The sequence below is a fragment of the Exiguobacterium sp. A1_3_1 genome (assembly GCF_048985645.1).
In the GTDB taxonomy this organism is placed as follows: domain Bacteria; phylum Bacillota; class Bacilli; order Exiguobacteriales; family Exiguobacteriaceae; genus Exiguobacterium_A; species Exiguobacterium_A indicum.
In genome coordinates, this window is the sequence record NZ_WBYY01000069.1 from 1 (window position 1) to 14,873 (window position 14,873).

Here is a 14,873-nt window from a genome sequence, read left to right on the forward strand (position 1 = left end):
CAGATAAGGTTTACCATCAACTTCAAAGCGACGGTCACCGAGATAACGTGCCGAATGCCCGCCCGTCGCGAGCTTTTGTTCGATTGCTGCGACATGTTCGTCGAGTGAATAAAACCGATCGTCGAACGTCATCGTGATGTTTTTCTTACGGTACCCAAGTAAGAAATTGTAGTAGAACCAATACATAGCACCTGCGAATACGACAAAAATCAAGAATTGCATGTGAGTTCCCCCTTTGTATAATCTTTATACGTTGGAAGAAAACAGGAGGTTTCAAATATTTTACTTTTTTCGTAGTTCAGTTAATTGTCATCCCGTTGAGTTGAAGGTCACTCTTAGGCATGTCATATTTAATTGTTCCCTCATATCGAACTTCTTCAGTCTGTGCATCTAAAACAAGGATAGATGTGCCATTTTTCTTTGTTTCGATGAAGGAATACACTAAATCGTTCTCAAGGATTGCCGATGTGTGTCGTTGCACTTCATTGGCATCTCGTTTAGGTAAATCATAACGATGCTGCGTGAATTGCTTTGTTCGTAAGTCAAACGTCGACCATTTGATTTTTGTTTCGGTCATGTTCTCTGTCATCCCTACGACGGTACCTTCGTCTATCACACGTGTATCCCACATGTCTTCAACTTCAAACAACTTTAATCGTGTCGTTGTTGAATTGTCTCTCAGATAAACTCTTGTCTTAGCATCATTAGTCATCTTTCGGTATAAGACACGATTCTGATAGATGGCAAGTACCTCATCCTCTTCTGTTAATTGAAATGGTAACTCCATTAATTGGACTGTTTTTTTCTTTAAATCAATCACATAGATATGATTTGTACCTGGTTTTTGTACAACATCGCCAATACGTTGGACATATAATTTTTGCTTCGTTTGTTGAAACGGTCGATAGTAGATCCCTTTTGTCTTTGCCGGTTTCGGTAAAGAATAAGTCTGCACCTTTTCGGTTCCACGTTTCCATGATTGTAGATCCCATGATCCATCTTCATTGACATGTAATCCAAATACCTTTTTGTCTTGCTCATATTTTGATATTTCCTCTTGATTCATAAATTGTCGGAATTCACGTGGTGCCTTACTCACTCCTGAGTAGTCCATTGTTAAACCAGATAAGTAATTCGATTGTTTCTTCTTTACTTTCCCCATCAAGTTAACTTTGTATTTCGTTCTATATGCTTCGGGATCATTAAATTCAAATTGAAGTTGCTTTACAGTTTGATCATCTGGATTTCCTTGTATCGTTTGTACCGCAAATTCAGGTTCTTCCATTGAAGAGGAGTACACAACATACACTCCAAGTGTCAAAATACAAATGACTCCCAAACACAATATATATTTATAGGTTCGCATAGTATACTCCTCACACCGTGACTTTTTGTTGCAATAGTCGAAGACTTTTCCAAATGACATACATGAAGTACAGCAAGCTTGTCCCAATAGTTAGAATTAACTCTTCTGTTTCAAGTAAAATATGAGTTTCATCTAAAAACGCTAATATACCAATCGTTAAAGCAACAGGAACAAAAATTTCAATTCCAATTCTGATAATGGCTTTTCCTTTACGGAATGATCTTTCAATTAGAATAAGTAAGAAAATAAAACTGACGATGAATAGTGAAATGGCGAGAATGATCCCTAAGTCGATCAGATTCATCGTATAAAAATCGTTCATCACGTTTCGGACTGGACTTAAGTCACTTTGATTTTGATATTCCGGCTGAATCAACCAATCAAACAGATAAAAACCTGATTGCAATACACACCACTGAATGCCAATAAAACTTACGATGATTAAAAAGACTGTCGTCAATTTTGAGAAGAAAATGCTTGCCCGATTTCCTGGAAGCATCAATAAACGATAAATATACTTTGTTTCTCCTAACCAATCTCGATACCAAATTTGAATCGCATAGATGACAACAATCGCCATTCCGATCAGAGTCATATAGCTAAAGAAAGAGGACGCCTCAGAGTATCCGAGTGTATCAATTTGTTTAAGTGCTTCTGTGACAGAAACTCGGTTAAATTCCATGAAATTCTCAACTTTCCGTGCGTGATACATGACTTGCGCAACGACCGACACCAGCTCAATTGCTACCATAGCAAGCACGACAATCATATAAAGCTTAAAACTCCGCTTAATCTCTTCGTTCGTCAATTGTATGTATTGTTTCATCGCTGATAGACCTCCCGCATCCGGTCCTGAACCGATTTCCCATACAGTTCTCGCATCTCTTCCGTCTCATGCTCATCGATGATTCGACCGTCCTGCAAGAAGACGACCCGGTCGATCAAGTGCTCGATTTCCTGAATTTCGTGTGTCGTCATCAGGATACCGCGTCCTTCCATGAAGTGACTCGAGAATAGTCCTGCAATCTGTTCTTTCGTAAACAGATCGATCCCAGCGAATGGTTCGTCGAGTAGTAAGTACGGACGATCGAGCGCAAAACCAAGAATCAAACTGACCTTCGCCTGGTTTCCTTTTGATAAGTCCGTAATTTTATCTGTCGATAACAGCTGGAAGATCCGCATCAGTTCATCCGCTGTCGCCTGGTTCCAGTCGGAGTAATAATCCGCCATATACGTCAGCGCATCACCGACCGTCATGTAGCCGGGCATCGTCTGGATATCCGGAACGAAGGCAATCTTGTTTCGATTGACCTCGCCATCGACGAGAACTGTTCCCGCGTTGACTGGGACGAGACCTGCGATTGCCTTCAGGATCGTCGATTTTCCTTCACCGTTCAAACCGATCAGACACGTCAGTTGATCCATCGGAACCGAGAACGATACTCCTTGAAGAACTGGTTTTTTTCCGTATTTCTTTTGTAAGCCATGGACTTCAAGCATCGATCTTCCTCCGTTCCGTTTCCTGATAGACCGTCTCGACCTTCGAGACGACCTCATCAAGTGGGATTTGAATTGCCTTGACGGCATCGATGAATTCAGAGACGGCTTCTTCCAGCATCTCGGCACGTACTTTTTGAACGACTTGTGAATCACGTGTAATCTTACTCGGGACATTCCGTTCTGTTGTAATCAATTGCTGCTCCTCCATCTCTTTGTATGCTTTTTGTGCGGTATTCGGATTGATTCCGAGCTGTGCGGCGATTTCGCGGCGGGACGGGATTTCTTGCCCGCTTTGCAATTCCTCAGTCGCGATTCGTTGTTTGAACCAACGGACGACCTGCAGGTACACCGGGCTTCTTTGGTCGAACTGCATCGGTAGACCTCCCTTTCCTGTTTAATGTATTAAAACAATAATACACTTCTCTTCTGTATCATACTCACCATACAGTTTGACTGTCAAGATAGTTTGTCTTCTTTATCACGAAAAAACCATCATCCAATTTTGGATGATGGTCACTTTACTCGTTAATAGGGATTCGGATCTTCCTGCGGTGTATCCGGAATCTCGGTTGGTTCTGGGAACGTATCCGGTTCCGGCTGACGGACCGGGTCTTCCTGTGGCGTATCTGGTACCTCACTCGGTGGTGTCTGCGGTATCTCGTCCGGTTGATGATCCGGTTCGCGTTCAGGCACTTCATTCGGATTCTTCTTCATCTTGATCTCCCCCTTAAGACGTGATGTAATCGCCGCCGTTGATATGAATCGTCTGACCTGTGACGTAACTCGAATCGCGAGAGGCGAGATAGACATAGGCCGCTGCATTTTCGGACGGTTGTCCCCGGCGTTTCATTAACGTATCTTCCCCATGCGCCTCGACTTTTTCCTTCGAGAATGTCGCTGGAATGAGCGGTGTCCAAATCGGACCTGGTGCGACGGCATTAACACGGATTCCCTTCTCAATCAAGCTCGAGGCAAGTGAACGTGTCAATGTCGTGATTGCCCCTTTCGTCGCTGAGTAATCGATCAACGTCGGTGCTCCACGATAAGCCGTCACCGATGAGGTATTAATGATCGTATCTTCTTTATGCAAATGTGGAAGCGCAGCCTGAATCAAATAAAACATCGAAAAGACATTCGTCTCGAACGTTTCCTTCAATTGATCTGGTGTAATCGCGAGGAAATCATCTTGCGGGAATTGTTTCCCGGCATTATTAACGAGAATGTTCAATTGTCCAAACTCTGCGATGACGGTATCGATGATTGGTTGTGCGTGTTCCGGTCGACTAATATCTTTCGCGATCTTTAATGCTTTGACGCCGTATGATTCGATGGTTGCCACAGTTTTTTCAGCGTCTTTCCCCTCATTTAAGTACACAATCGCGACGTTTGCCCCTTCTTTCGCATAAGCGACAGCGACGGCACGACCGATTCCACTGTCCCCGCCCGTGATCAGCGCGACCTTCCCTGTCAGTTTTCCTGAACCGACATAATCTGGATCATCGTAGATTGGTTCTGGTTTCATGGCGTACTCGACACCGGGTTGTTTTTCCTGCGTCTGCCCTTGTGCTTCTTGATGCATCACTTCGAACTGCTCTTCTCTCATGAACGATCAGCTCCCTTATCACTGTTGAATGAACTACATGATTATCCATTCCCTTGCAATACATCTATAAACGTTTTTCTGGAAAAGTCAGATGTCATTCGTCAATAGTGTCGGAAACATATTTGTTTGAAGCATTTTTGATAATTCGCCTGGATACAACGTATACTGATCCAGTTTGTCGAATGGAACGAAGCGATACGTCAACCCTTCGCTTTCTGGACCGTAAAAGTCTTCCGTCGAAAGTGGCAGTGGCTCTCGGCAAACGACTTCATAAAACATCCCTAGCTCATGAAACTGGTGATCGGCGTACTCAAAGAAATTTTCATGGAGGAAACGGAAAACCGGTGGCTCAATCGACTGACCGAGTTCTTCAAATATCTCACGTTCGATCGCTTTGGCACCACTTTCACCGAACTGGACACGCCCTCCCGGTAATGACCAAAAATCATCTTCTCCTTGACGATGAATCAAAAGATGTCCATCTTGAATCAACAGCGCCACTGCGCGAATGTTAAGCTTTTTTTGATTTACTGTAAACGTCAAATCCATTCCATTACCTACTCTCTTCTTATTAGATTCCCATACTTTCTCATCATTTCCCACGATTCTATTTTGTAATCAAATTCATCTCGTTGTAACATAAATTCATCTTGATTTTAAAGGATTTTCGAATTGAATGGATACTCAATATTACAACAAATGTTATTAGAATATATTTTAGCAATCGAATTGAAACACAAAGGTCTGATGTTTGAATGCTATACTCTCGTTAGTCAAATGACCGCATCACTCACTTCAATACACACTAAACGCATCCACTTCTATAGATGTCATTCCGACGACAACACTAGATATTCAACTTAGGAGGAACATTCATGAAACGAACAATCACGACGTTAGCAATGAGCGCCCTCGTTGTTTCAGGTTTTGCAGCTACGGGTACAGGTAAAGTTGAAGCCTCTTCTGGCTCATCGTATAAAGTAAAAATTAAAGCAGACGGACTCCGCGTCCGGACTGGTCCATCATTGAAACACCGCATCGTCGACGGCGTCAATGCGGGTCAAACATTCAAGTACCTCGGTCAGACAGGGAACTGGACGAAAATCGTGCATAAAGGTGAAAAACGCTACGTCTATTCTGGTTACGTCAAGAAGTACAGTACTTCTAATAAATCAGCGAAAAAAGCTTCGTTCTCTTCATCGACTGGATTCATGCGTCCAACAAGCGGACCAATCACGCAAGGCTACGGGAATGCTAGCGGTAAGTACGGCTACACGTTCCATAACGGCATCGATTTCGGAGCACCGACTGGAGCACCCGTTAAAGCAGCCGCTGCCGGAAAAGTCATCAAATCATCATATCAGGGAGCTTATGGTAACCATGTCATGGTCGAACATAAAGTGAACGGTATTTCGTACACAACAGTGTATGCTCACCTTAGCAAACGTTCTGTCTTTGTCGGTCAATCAATCCCGAAAGGCGCGAACATCGGAGCTGTCGGTAGCACTGGTAACTCATTCGGATCTCACCTGCACTTCGAGATCCACCGTGGAAACTACACCTACAGCGGTTCGTCTGCAGCAAGCAGTGTCAACCCACTCGCTTTCCTATAAATACGTTTAAGGTACTCCGTCCGGGGTACCTTTTTGAATTCCATCTAATTTTACATTTTATCCAATTACACCCAAATGAGTCAACTTACTTTCATGATGATAGCAAGCGACTAGCGTTAAATCTTACTAGACTAATTCGTTGAATTGATAAGATTGTCTTTTTTTCATTAAAATCCCCGTAAACATGACTTCTCGTAATGTCTACGGGGATAGCGATATAGTGTTAGACGAGCATTTCTGTCTGTTTCGCTTCAATCGTCGAGGCGATCGCACGCGCTGCGGCTTGTCCTCCGTAAATCGAGCGAGCGAACGGACCAACCGTTAAGTCAGCGAGGCTACCTGTCGCAAATAGATTCTCTCCCCATTCAAAGGTTTCTTCATCTAGTAATGGTGTCCGGCAAGGAGATAATGGCAGCTTCAACTCTTGCTGTACCGCTTCAAGCCAAGATCCTTCGACGACCATCGGACGGATACCCGTTGCGCAAATAATTGATTCAGCGGTGAGAATACGACCATCTGTCAGCTTCACTCCGCTTCCGATTTCCTGCTCGACTTCACCGATCTCATGAGTGATGATTCCTTCTCGAATCAGATGACGAACACGTTGAATCAAGTCCTGTGTTGCCGTTCCGGGGCGACGCTCCTGTACGATCAACGCTCGTTTTTCACTAGCCGACAAGGACTTGAATGGTGTCAATCCTTTTGGTCCCATGAACTTCCGATCGGCATCGAACGCACTTTTTTCGAGCGGACGTCGTGAAAGAAGGGTCACCTGCCCGGGATAGCGCTCGGCACATTGAATCGTATGATGCAAGGCACTGATTCCACCTCCAATGATGACTACCGGTGGTGTATCGTGCTTCGATAAGAAAACGTGACGCGCCGATTTCGCCCACTCTGGCATGACGTGATGCTCCGATTGTCCGAGAGCGAGAACGATACGGTTTGTCCATAACTCGCTTTCATCTGTCGAGACGATCCACGTTCCGCTCTCTCGTCTTAGTCCTGTGACTTCCCCTTGGACCCAACTCGCCTCCACTTCATTTTGCTTCGCCAATTGAAGGGCGTGGTCGTTGAATAATTCCAAGGATGGTCGCCCGTATGTATCCTTGAAGGCTTGATGTGTATAATCCTGTTCTTCCGCATGATGCCTGAGACTCGTCGGATTCGTCGAAGTGTGGTGCACCCGAGTTGAACGTAGGTAAGGCATGCCGATCCGTTCGGTTTGTTTCCGCCAGTTCATCAATGGTTGCTGGTGACGATCGATGATCCGTATCATCTCCCGATCGATTCCTTTTTCACGTAAGGCATTGAATACCGTCATTCCATGAATTCCTCCGCCAACAATCACCCATTCATATCGATCCGTCATCACAAAAACTCCTTTACCTGAATTAAATCGTAATCATTACGCTTTATAACGATAGCGTGTTTTTAAGAAGAATTCAAGCGTCATTCGACGAAAGCCCATAAAAAATCCGCTTTCTCTCAGTAGAGGAAGCGGATTTAAACACATCAATCAGGAAGAAGCATGTTTCGCTAGATACGCTTTCGAATAGCGGTCAGCTGCGATGATCGCATCCGCGACTTCGTCCGCCGTGACGTTGAAACCGCTGTGGATCGTCTCGCCTTCAGCAGTCGCTGCCTCGCCGACTTTGACGATGTCTTCACGCGACGCATCTTTTAGCTTGACGTCTTCGAGCGTCACCGGTAAACCAAGATCCGTGTAGAGCGCGATGTACCGCTCGATTTCTTCTTGTGGATGTTCTTCGAGCGCCAGTTGAACGAGTGTACCAAAGGCAACTTTCTCACCATGCGTTAAGTGGTGAATCTCACCGTCAAGGGCTGTGAATCCGTTATGGATCGCATGCGCTGCAGCTAATCCACCACTCTCGAAGCCGAGTCCACTTAAGAGCGTATTTGCCTCGACGACGGCTTCGAGTGCCGGCGTGACGACTTGCGCCTGAACGGATTCATACGCCAAGCGACCATGCTCGAACAAGACTTCCTCACACCGTTTGGCGATCGCTTGTGCCGCAATCGTTGGACGCCCTCCTGCCATCGTCTGTCCACCAAAAGCGACGACACTCCGGACCTCGACCCACGTCGCGAGCGCATCGGCAATTCCGGACGCGAAGAAACGCGCTGGTGCTTGGGCGATCAATTTCGTATCGACGAGAACGAGATCGGGATTCTTCTTATAGAAGCGATAACTTTCAAAAATCCCTTCGTCAGAATAGATGACGGAAAGGGCACTCGTCGGGGCATCGGTCGAAGCAAGCGTCGGAACGATGACGACGGACACGTTCAGCTCATCCGAGACGGCTTTTGCCGTATCGAGCGTCTTTCCGCCTCCCACACCCATGACGAACCGGACATCTGCCGCTTGTGCTTGCTCAGCGATTCGTTTCACTTCATGCCGTGAGGCTTCACCACTGAAGTCCGCTTTCTCGATGCCGACGTTTTCGCCGGACAACGAATGCTCGACACGTTCCTTGACGATTTTCCAGACGACATCATCCGCGATGACAAGCGCTTTTTCACCGAACGGGCTCACATATGTACCGAGCCGGTCAATGACATCCTTTCCTTGGACATACTTTGAGGGACTAATGAAGACACGTTCTGACATGTTTCAACATCCTTTCTGTAAGGGGCACGATAGTCAATGACATACAGTAGAGGAATTGCCTTTTCTGCTGACGTTTAAACCCCATCAAGTCGAATCATCTTGACAAAACGGGTACTCTTTCAAGAGCTTGTGTGATGAGAGTCCGATCTTCTCTTAATCGCTCGTCCGGATCAGGACCGAACCATTCGAGGCTTGCCGTCAAGTGATCGAGATGAGCCGATACGTCTTCAAAGAACCGGTGATAATCGACGATTCCTTCGAATAATGGAACCATCCCTTCCCGTGATCCGCTTGCCGCATAGACATTTGCTGGTTCAAAGACTGAAAATTGTTCAACATTCGCCACTGTTTTTAAATGAAGATGATCCACATACGATGCAAGTCTGAAGTATGCTTCGACGGGATCTGCCTTTGATTCGATGACGTGTAAGACGTCAAAGTTGATCCGACACGCCGGGTGGTTGATCGCTTGTAATAAACGAACCGTTGCCTCAACCGTATCTGTTGCAGTGTTCGGATGAAATTCAAGTAATAATCGCTGTCCTGCAGGATCAAGGACACGGCAAATCCCCTTCAACCGATAAACGAGTTGATCCCATTTGGCATCGGATAAGGTATGGCTCGCCTCATTCCCCGCAAAGATGCGGATACGCTCCGTTCCGATTCTTGTCGCTAATCGTGAGAGTCGTTTTGTCTCCGCAAGTAGTTCTGACATCGGTGCGTTTAAATTTAAATAATGACTTAACATACTGACATTCAGATGGGACGATTTCAGCCGATCGACTTCTTCCGTTCTTAAATGTTCAGCATGAACACCCCAAATATCAATAGCGTCAAAGTGTTCTTCTGAAGCAAAATCGATCAAATCATTAAATGAACGCAGATGATGCCGATAGCTGATCGTACAGAGTGCGAGTTTCATGTTCAATCCCCTCCTGTCGTTGATACGCATGGAACGTGTCGACGAGTTGCCGTTTAATGGCACTCTCCCGTGCCCATTGTTCTTCAATCAATCGTTCGATTTCTAAATACACTTCCGGTTGACGCGTTATAGCATATTTGACAGCCCGATGTTGGATGACAGAGTATTGATTGACAAGTGTTTCAACCTCATCCGTCCATTCTTCAAAATCAGATGTCTGCAAGTCGCGTCCAATCGCTTCATATAAATAAGCAAATGCGTGCTCATAGGCATATTTTCGAATGGCAATCACAGGTAACTGCTTTAAGGCATTCGGTAATCCCTCAGGTTGTTCACGATAGTGATGCACAACACGCTTGACTGCCTCAGTCAATGGATGATGTACGTTTAGACAACTCATGAAATAGGCACTTACCGTCGTCGCGTCTGGTATTCGAACATCCGTATTTCGAAACGCAAACCCACCAGCGACAGTAGGATGGCGTACCGCTGCAAGAATACGTTCTCTTTCTAGTTCACCTTCATACCGAAAATCAGGATCAAGCATGTGCCATATTTCCGGATCTTCTGTCGCCTCTAACATGACGTAGTGGGGAAACACATCATGGTGAAATTTATTTTCGCGCTCAGGTAGACTAGCTAAATCCAACATGACGATCACTGACTCGTCCTTATTTTTCTGTTTAATCCGTTGAATCAGCTGAGTGATGTTTTCTTCTTTTGATTGTTTGTGATCGTACCATTCTTCGACTGGGATTCCGTAAAGACGTTCATACCAAACAAGCATCTCCTGATGGTTAATTGTTTCATCATGATGCGAGAGGACATAATCGGCTGACATGGAAAAGGAAGAGTCCCACACGCCAAAGTAATAGGGACGATGGTCCGCGGCCGATCGTTTGATCGTCTCGCAGACGCAACTGACGAGACAGTGTACTTTAATCATGAATGACCTCCTGTAAAACAGACATCAACTCTTCTACTCGCATTTTGGGAAGGGCTGACATGTGCTCATCAGGAATCACTAATCCGTGTTCCAATTCAAGGTGAAGCAACAGATGAATCAAGCGCATCGAATCCAGTCCTAGATCATCTCGTAGAGAGTCTGTTGTCGAAATAGCGACAGATGATGACCATTCGAGCTGTTCGGTCAGTATATCTTCGAATTGCGCAATCGTTAAACGGGACATGTTTGTTCCCCCAATCGTTTTCTACTCACTTTCCCATTCACAGACAGCTCAATTTGCTCAACGAGTTGCCACTCCGTCGGTCGTTGATGAGGTGCGAGATGCTGCGTGCAATGTTGTTTTAGTTCTTCCTCCGATGCCGTCGTCACGAGTTGAGCGCAGACGCGCTCTCCTTGGAACGCATCCATTCGTTTAAAGACGACGACAGCCTCGACGGTTGGCAGCTGATACAAGACATCTTCGACTTCTCCGGGATAGACGGATAAGCCAGACACATTGATCATCTCATCGAGTCGGCTAAGAAAGTGCAGCCCGTCTTCAACGTACATTAAATCCTTCGTACCAATCCGTACGCCTTGTTGCGAAACGACTAATTCTGCTGGTTTTCCCTTCGTTCCAGTTTCAATCTCAAGATGCTCTAGTGGAAAGCCGATCGCTTGCGGACTCGGCGGATTCGGATGAAGTGCGATACAGCCGATTTCTGAACAGCCATATTGTTGAAGCAAATGATGTGTCTTCCGTTCAATCGAACGGAACCACTTTTCTGGTAATGTCATCCCGGAAATCATCACTGCGTGAACGGATTCCGGGAACAAACTCATCGCATAAGCTAGTCCCGGCGCCATATAGATGATCGCGTTCGGATGCAAACGATGGATTGCTAGCACATGACGTGGTGAGAAGTCTTGTAGGATGACTGGTGTTGCTCCGCGTCTTAAAGTCGCGAACACTCCACACAGTAATCCGAATGAGTGTGTCGTCGGACAAGCAACGATCGTCGCTTTCGTCGTCAGCGGAAAACTGTTCGTATAAGCATTCAGTTCCGTCTCGATCGACTCCCATGTCCGGTGAATGATTTTTGGTTGCCCCGTCGTACCGGAACTGAATTGAATCAATCCACCCGCACGTTTTTCCGCTTCCGGAAGCGGAATGATGGTCTCTTGATAAATCAAATAGCCACATCCGGCTTGTATCGCTAGACGCTCAGCACCAGAAACAGGCGTCTCCGGATGAATGGGAAGGATTGTTCCATTCATACGTCGCATTGCAAGACAGAGGGCTAACCATGCTTTTGTATCTGACGTACAGATGGCTACGGTCTTCCCTTCCGTTATAAACGATTGCTTCACCAGTTCGTGTGTCGTCAATTCTTCTGCTGTCACCCATTCTTTCTCAATCCATAGCATGATTGTCTTCCTCTCCTCGTTGAACTAGTGAATTTTTTACATCGATTTGATTCGTCAAACCAAACCGTGGTGCCAGTAAGGCTTCTGCCGTTACTCTTTGTTCGTACCATCCGATGCGTTCTAGTCGGTCCCGATCAATCGGCAACCCCTCGATCGTCTGATGCATCCAATCAAAGAACGTCGCTTCATTCAAGTTCTCCGTCAGTTCAAGTTGATACGCTAGTTCCGTCAAATGATAGACGAATAATGTATCGTACAGCAGCTCGCGTAAGGCAAGCGGGTGTGACATTTCGTAATAGGTGTTGAGCGGTGCATCAAAATCAGGATGTAGCCTCTTAAAATCGGGTACATCCGATGGATCGTCGAGTAACTCGGTGACGAATTCGACGCTATCATGAAAATCGCGGAGAATGATCCGTTCCGGCCATCCGTCCCGTAAGACAAGTAACGTATTTTGGGCGTGAGCTTCCATACCGATGCCTTTTTCAATCACGAGTCGGATGACTGGTTCGAGATAGACGACGAAGAATCGACGAAGCCACCGTTCATGACCATATCGTTCCAACCACGGTCCTAAAAAATGTCGTCCATCCACCTCGATTTGAGCAAGTGCCGTCAAAGGTATGACTTGCTCGTCCGGTTGAGCATACGTCAAGACGTTTTCACGAAAGACACAGCCGACCCGACCCGCAAGTGGACCGCTTGAGCCGACGCATGAAGCAAATTCAGATAACAGCGTCACCGGCAATTCATTCGCCTTTTTTTCCAACCAATCCGATACCGCAGGAGCTGCCACGACATTTGGCACGGAAAAAGTCCGAACGGCTGACGTTTGCTTCAAGTCGAGCGGCAATTTGATATGCGGTAGTTCGGGCTGACCTGGACAAAAAACGGTTCGAATCGACTGCGTCGCTTGTACGAAGACACCGCCTTCTCCCAAGTCGACACCTCCGACTTGTGCCACCTCCTGCTTGATACGTAACCATTGCCATGGGTGGACAGGAAGAATCTGATAATCGGTTTGATTGAGTTCTTCCAGTTTGACTAAAAAGATATGTAGAAGCGGTTCTCCAAGAATCAGTGGAATAGGTAAGATTCCATTCCCTTGAACGAGCGTAGAAGGTAAGGCAATCCAATGTAACTGGAAGCGATTGCCCGCTTCAGGTCCATATGCCACGTGATCAGCTCGCGAAAAACCAATCCTTGATTTATAACAAGGATGATAGGGATGCCCTTCGATGATGGTCTCCTCCAACTCTTCATAATCCAAGCCTGCTCGATGGATTCGTAGACGATGTTGCTGCGACAAGTCATCAAAATCATGTGTACGTCGCAACTCTTCCTGAAAGTCGTCCGAGATCGGCAATTGCGTTAAAAGATATTCAAACCAATCGTTGACGCCAGATGACTTCGATGAGCGTAACGTCTTGATGTCGAGCCGGATTCGATCAAAAGGACCGCGTTTGCCTTCGACTGTCACTTCACTATCTTTTATGTGGAATGTAAAACGATTCTTCATTCCGACAATCATTTCAGTAAAAGGAAGAATCCGCTCGAATAACAAACTCTCAAGAAGTTGTTTGCAGATGCGTGTTTTGCTGTCGTAAAGCATAGTTGCCCTCCCGTAACGGATTATCCAAGTCGATGAAACAAACCCGTTCCCCCTCGACTTCAAGTTCATCGAGTCCTTGTAGGCGTGTTAGTAAATTCGCCTTGTATGGAAGTGTCGGCGATTCTAACAACATCAAAAGCCAAGCTCTGCCTCGCCCTTCTAGACTTTTAACTCGTACTTGACACCATTCGTGCAGTAACGCGATAGCAACTTCTTCCTTTAATAATGTGTCTGCTGCCAATCGGTCGATGATACTCGCTAGATGGTTCCAAATCATGTAGTACGTCAAACGCTCAGCAATGACTTCTTCTGAGTAGAACAACGTCGTATGCTTCAGTTCCGGTTCCAGCAGGGTAAAGGAATCTCGATTCGTGTCTGCTAAGTAATAGCCTTGATTATCCCGGACGTGATATCGAACCGGCCATCCGTCTTCGAATGTGATGAGACTATTTTGCTGATGCGCCTCGAGTCCGATTCCTTGTTCCTCATACAGTGTAACGATTGCTCCTAACGTCAACTCCAGGTACTGTTTCCACCACCGAGTGACATGTTTCGATGCGATTGATCCCGACTGCCGGATGAGCCGCAGCAGGAGCGATTCTGAATTCGGTAATGCCGGTTGGACGAGTGCCGCAACATTTACCGCGTGGGGTGCTGGCTCTCGCAAAATGACTTCGAATCCGGTCTCTTCTTTAGTCCGGATCGCTAAATATGCAGGATCGTGAATAAGGTCAAACGTATCAGGCAGAGACAGATGACAAAACAAGCGATACATCAAATAACCAGCCTCTAATTCGTGTCGCTTGTTGACGCGTCTTGAGTTCGTCACTTGGACAGGGATGGATAACTTCAACATATGACTTCGGTCGAGTGATTCGACGGTCCGGATCGACGAAGTTGCGTTATAGAGTGGTCCAGATGCGCCGTGATAACGGATAATATCTTGCTCAAACCATTGCTCGACTGTCGGCTGACGCAACAAATACTCGGCTTGAAGTGGATGAATCGGAACGAGTCGCTCTTGCGCTGTCACTTGAATCGAATCACCCAGTTGGTTTTCCATCAGCTGACTGATTGTCTCGTAGCTACCTGAACGTTCTTCGAGCAATGTCTCATGTACTGTAAAATAGTGAAGTTGAAACGGTTGACGGAATTCAGGCGCATACGCCTTTTGTTGCCAGTCGGTCATACCGACTCTACTTTTCGGGGTCGGATGGAACCAATGACCACACCACAAGCGTTGTTCATAAT

General features: G+C 46.1%; 17 protein-coding genes. 1 reads left to right on the forward strand and 16 read right to left on the reverse strand.

Annotated elements, in window-relative coordinates:
- From F8N00_RS09005 to F8N00_RS09040, 8 genes are all read right to left on the reverse strand, one after another.
- The coding region (locus F8N00_RS09005) for a hypothetical protein (protein ID WP_421018067.1) at positions 1-222 on the reverse strand (222 nt) is incomplete at its 3' end.
- Positions 223-298: 76 nt separating this feature from the next.
- On the reverse strand, positions 299-1,366 hold the full coding sequence (locus F8N00_RS09010) for a hypothetical protein (RefSeq protein ID WP_421018068.1): 1,068 nt from the start codon (positions 1,364-1,366) through the stop codon (positions 299-301).
- 10 nt (positions 1,367-1,376) lie between these two features.
- Entirely contained in the window at positions 1,377-2,192 is an 816-nt protein-coding gene (locus F8N00_RS09015; RefSeq protein WP_421018069.1) for a hypothetical protein, read from the reverse strand.
- Entirely contained in the window at positions 2,189-2,866 is a 678-nt protein-coding gene (locus tag F8N00_RS09020; RefSeq protein ID WP_055967275.1) for an ABC transporter ATP-binding protein, read from the reverse strand. Before F8N00_RS09020 ends, F8N00_RS09015 begins: the two co-directional genes overlap by 4 nt.
- On the reverse strand, positions 2,859-3,239 hold the full coding sequence (locus tag F8N00_RS09025) for a GntR family transcriptional regulator (RefSeq protein WP_055967272.1): 381 nt from the start codon (positions 3,237-3,239) through the stop codon (positions 2,859-2,861). Before F8N00_RS09025 ends, F8N00_RS09020 begins: the two co-directional genes overlap by 8 nt.
- Positions 3,240-3,391: 152 nt before the next feature.
- A complete protein-coding gene (locus tag F8N00_RS09030; RefSeq protein ID WP_029341324.1) occupies positions 3,392-3,580 on the reverse strand; it encodes a hypothetical protein in 189 nt (62 codons plus the stop codon).
- Between the two features lie 13 nt (positions 3,581-3,593).
- Positions 3,594-4,469, reverse strand: coding sequence for an SDR family oxidoreductase (locus F8N00_RS09035; RefSeq protein ID WP_055967268.1), 876 nt, complete (start codon positions 4,467-4,469; stop codon positions 3,594-3,596).
- 87 nt (positions 4,470-4,556) lie between these two features.
- Positions 4,557-5,018 (reverse strand): NUDIX hydrolase, encoded by a 462-nt coding sequence (locus F8N00_RS09040; protein WP_336449279.1) that lies wholly within the window; start codon positions 5,016-5,018, stop codon positions 4,557-4,559.
- Between the two features lie 326 nt (positions 5,019-5,344).
- Between F8N00_RS09040 and F8N00_RS09045 the strand changes: the two genes are divergently transcribed.
- Positions 5,345-6,082 (forward strand): peptidoglycan DD-metalloendopeptidase family protein, encoded by a 738-nt coding sequence (locus F8N00_RS09045; RefSeq protein ID WP_055967262.1) that lies wholly within the window; start codon positions 5,345-5,347, stop codon positions 6,080-6,082.
- 223 nt (positions 6,083-6,305) lie between these two features.
- On the opposite strand, the gene F8N00_RS09050 is transcribed toward F8N00_RS09045, so the two are convergent.
- The 8 genes from F8N00_RS09050 to F8N00_RS09085 all read right to left on the reverse strand — a co-directional run.
- The gene (locus tag F8N00_RS09050) at positions 6,306-7,454 is read right to left on the reverse strand and encodes an FAD/NAD(P)-binding protein (RefSeq protein ID WP_421018070.1); all 1,149 of its coding nucleotides are present in this window, start codon (positions 7,452-7,454) and stop codon (positions 6,306-6,308) included.
- A gap of 147 nt (positions 7,455-7,601) precedes the next feature.
- Positions 7,602-8,714, reverse strand: a complete 1,113-nt coding sequence (locus F8N00_RS09055) for a glycerol dehydrogenase (protein ID WP_023467840.1) — start codon at positions 8,712-8,714, stop codon at positions 7,602-7,604.
- Positions 8,715-8,808: 94 nt separating this feature from the next.
- The gene (locus F8N00_RS09060) at positions 8,809-9,636 is read right to left on the reverse strand and encodes a sugar phosphate isomerase/epimerase (RefSeq protein ID WP_336449277.1); all 828 of its coding nucleotides are present in this window, start codon (positions 9,634-9,636) and stop codon (positions 8,809-8,811) included.
- Entirely contained in the window at positions 9,584-10,582 is a 999-nt protein-coding gene (locus tag F8N00_RS09065; RefSeq protein ID WP_336449276.1) for a DUF6005 family protein, read from the reverse strand. Before F8N00_RS09065 ends, F8N00_RS09060 begins: the two co-directional genes overlap by 53 nt.
- A complete protein-coding gene (locus F8N00_RS09070) occupies positions 10,575-10,826 on the reverse strand; it encodes a phosphopantetheine-binding protein (protein ID WP_023467837.1) in 252 nt (83 codons plus the stop codon). The genes F8N00_RS09065 and F8N00_RS09070 overlap by 8 nt, the downstream gene beginning before the upstream one ends.
- Positions 10,814-12,010, reverse strand: coding sequence for an AMP-binding protein (locus F8N00_RS09075; RefSeq protein WP_336449275.1), 1,197 nt, complete (start codon positions 12,008-12,010; stop codon positions 10,814-10,816). The genes F8N00_RS09070 and F8N00_RS09075 overlap by 13 nt, the downstream gene beginning before the upstream one ends.
- Positions 11,997-13,622, reverse strand: coding sequence for an IucA/IucC family protein (locus tag F8N00_RS09080; RefSeq protein WP_336449274.1), 1,626 nt, complete (start codon positions 13,620-13,622; stop codon positions 11,997-11,999). Before F8N00_RS09080 ends, F8N00_RS09075 begins: the two co-directional genes overlap by 14 nt.
- Positions 13,579-14,873 (reverse strand): IucA/IucC family protein (locus tag F8N00_RS09085; RefSeq protein WP_421018071.1); only part of this gene is annotated, 1,295 nt, incomplete at its 5' end. The genes F8N00_RS09080 and F8N00_RS09085, both read right to left, overlap by 44 nt.

Bases quoted from the DNA above. Each gene is read 5' to 3' on its own strand.
- F8N00_RS09010 (WP_421018068.1), bottom strand. From the start codon at position 1,366: ATGCGAACCTATAAATATATATTGTGTTTGGGAGTCATTTGTATTTTG.
- F8N00_RS09015 (WP_421018069.1), bottom strand. From the start codon at position 2,192: ATGAAACAATACATACAATTGACGAACGAAGAGATTAAGCGGAGTTTT.
- F8N00_RS09020 (WP_055967275.1), bottom strand. From the start codon at position 2,866: ATGCTTGAAGTCCATGGCTTACAAAAGAAATACGGAAAAAAACCAGTT.
- F8N00_RS09025 (WP_055967272.1), bottom strand. From the start codon at position 3,239: ATGCAGTTCGACCAAAGAAGCCCGGTGTACCTGCAGGTCGTCCGTTGG.
- F8N00_RS09030 (WP_029341324.1), bottom strand. From the start codon at position 3,580: ATGAAGAAGAATCCGAATGAAGTGCCTGAACGCGAACCGGATCATCAA.
- F8N00_RS09035 (WP_055967268.1), bottom strand. From the start codon at position 4,469: ATGAGAGAAGAGCAGTTCGAAGTGATGCATCAAGAAGCACAAGGGCAG.
- F8N00_RS09040 (WP_336449279.1), bottom strand. From the start codon at position 5,018: ATGGATTTGACGTTTACAGTAAATCAAAAAAAGCTTAACATTCGCGCA.
- F8N00_RS09045 (WP_055967262.1), top strand. From the start codon at position 5,345: ATGAAACGAACAATCACGACGTTAGCAATGAGCGCCCTCGTTGTTTCA.
- F8N00_RS09050 (WP_421018070.1), bottom strand. From the start codon at position 7,454: ATGACGGATCGATATGAATGGGTGATTGTTGGCGGAGGAATTCATGGA.
- F8N00_RS09055 (WP_023467840.1), bottom strand. From the start codon at position 8,714: ATGTCAGAACGTGTCTTCATTAGTCCCTCAAAGTATGTCCAAGGAAAG.
- F8N00_RS09060 (WP_336449277.1), bottom strand. From the start codon at position 9,636: ATGAAACTCGCACTCTGTACGATCAGCTATCGGCATCATCTGCGTTCA.
- F8N00_RS09065 (WP_336449276.1), bottom strand. From the start codon at position 10,582: ATGATTAAAGTACACTGTCTCGTCAGTTGCGTCTGCGAGACGATCAAA.
- F8N00_RS09070 (WP_023467837.1), bottom strand. From the start codon at position 10,826: ATGTCCCGTTTAACGATTGCGCAATTCGAAGATATACTGACCGAACAG.
- F8N00_RS09075 (WP_336449275.1), bottom strand. From the start codon at position 12,010: ATGCTATGGATTGAGAAAGAATGGGTGACAGCAGAAGAATTGACGACA.
- F8N00_RS09080 (WP_336449274.1), bottom strand. From the start codon at position 13,622: ATGCTTTACGACAGCAAAACACGCATCTGCAAACAACTTCTTGAGAGT.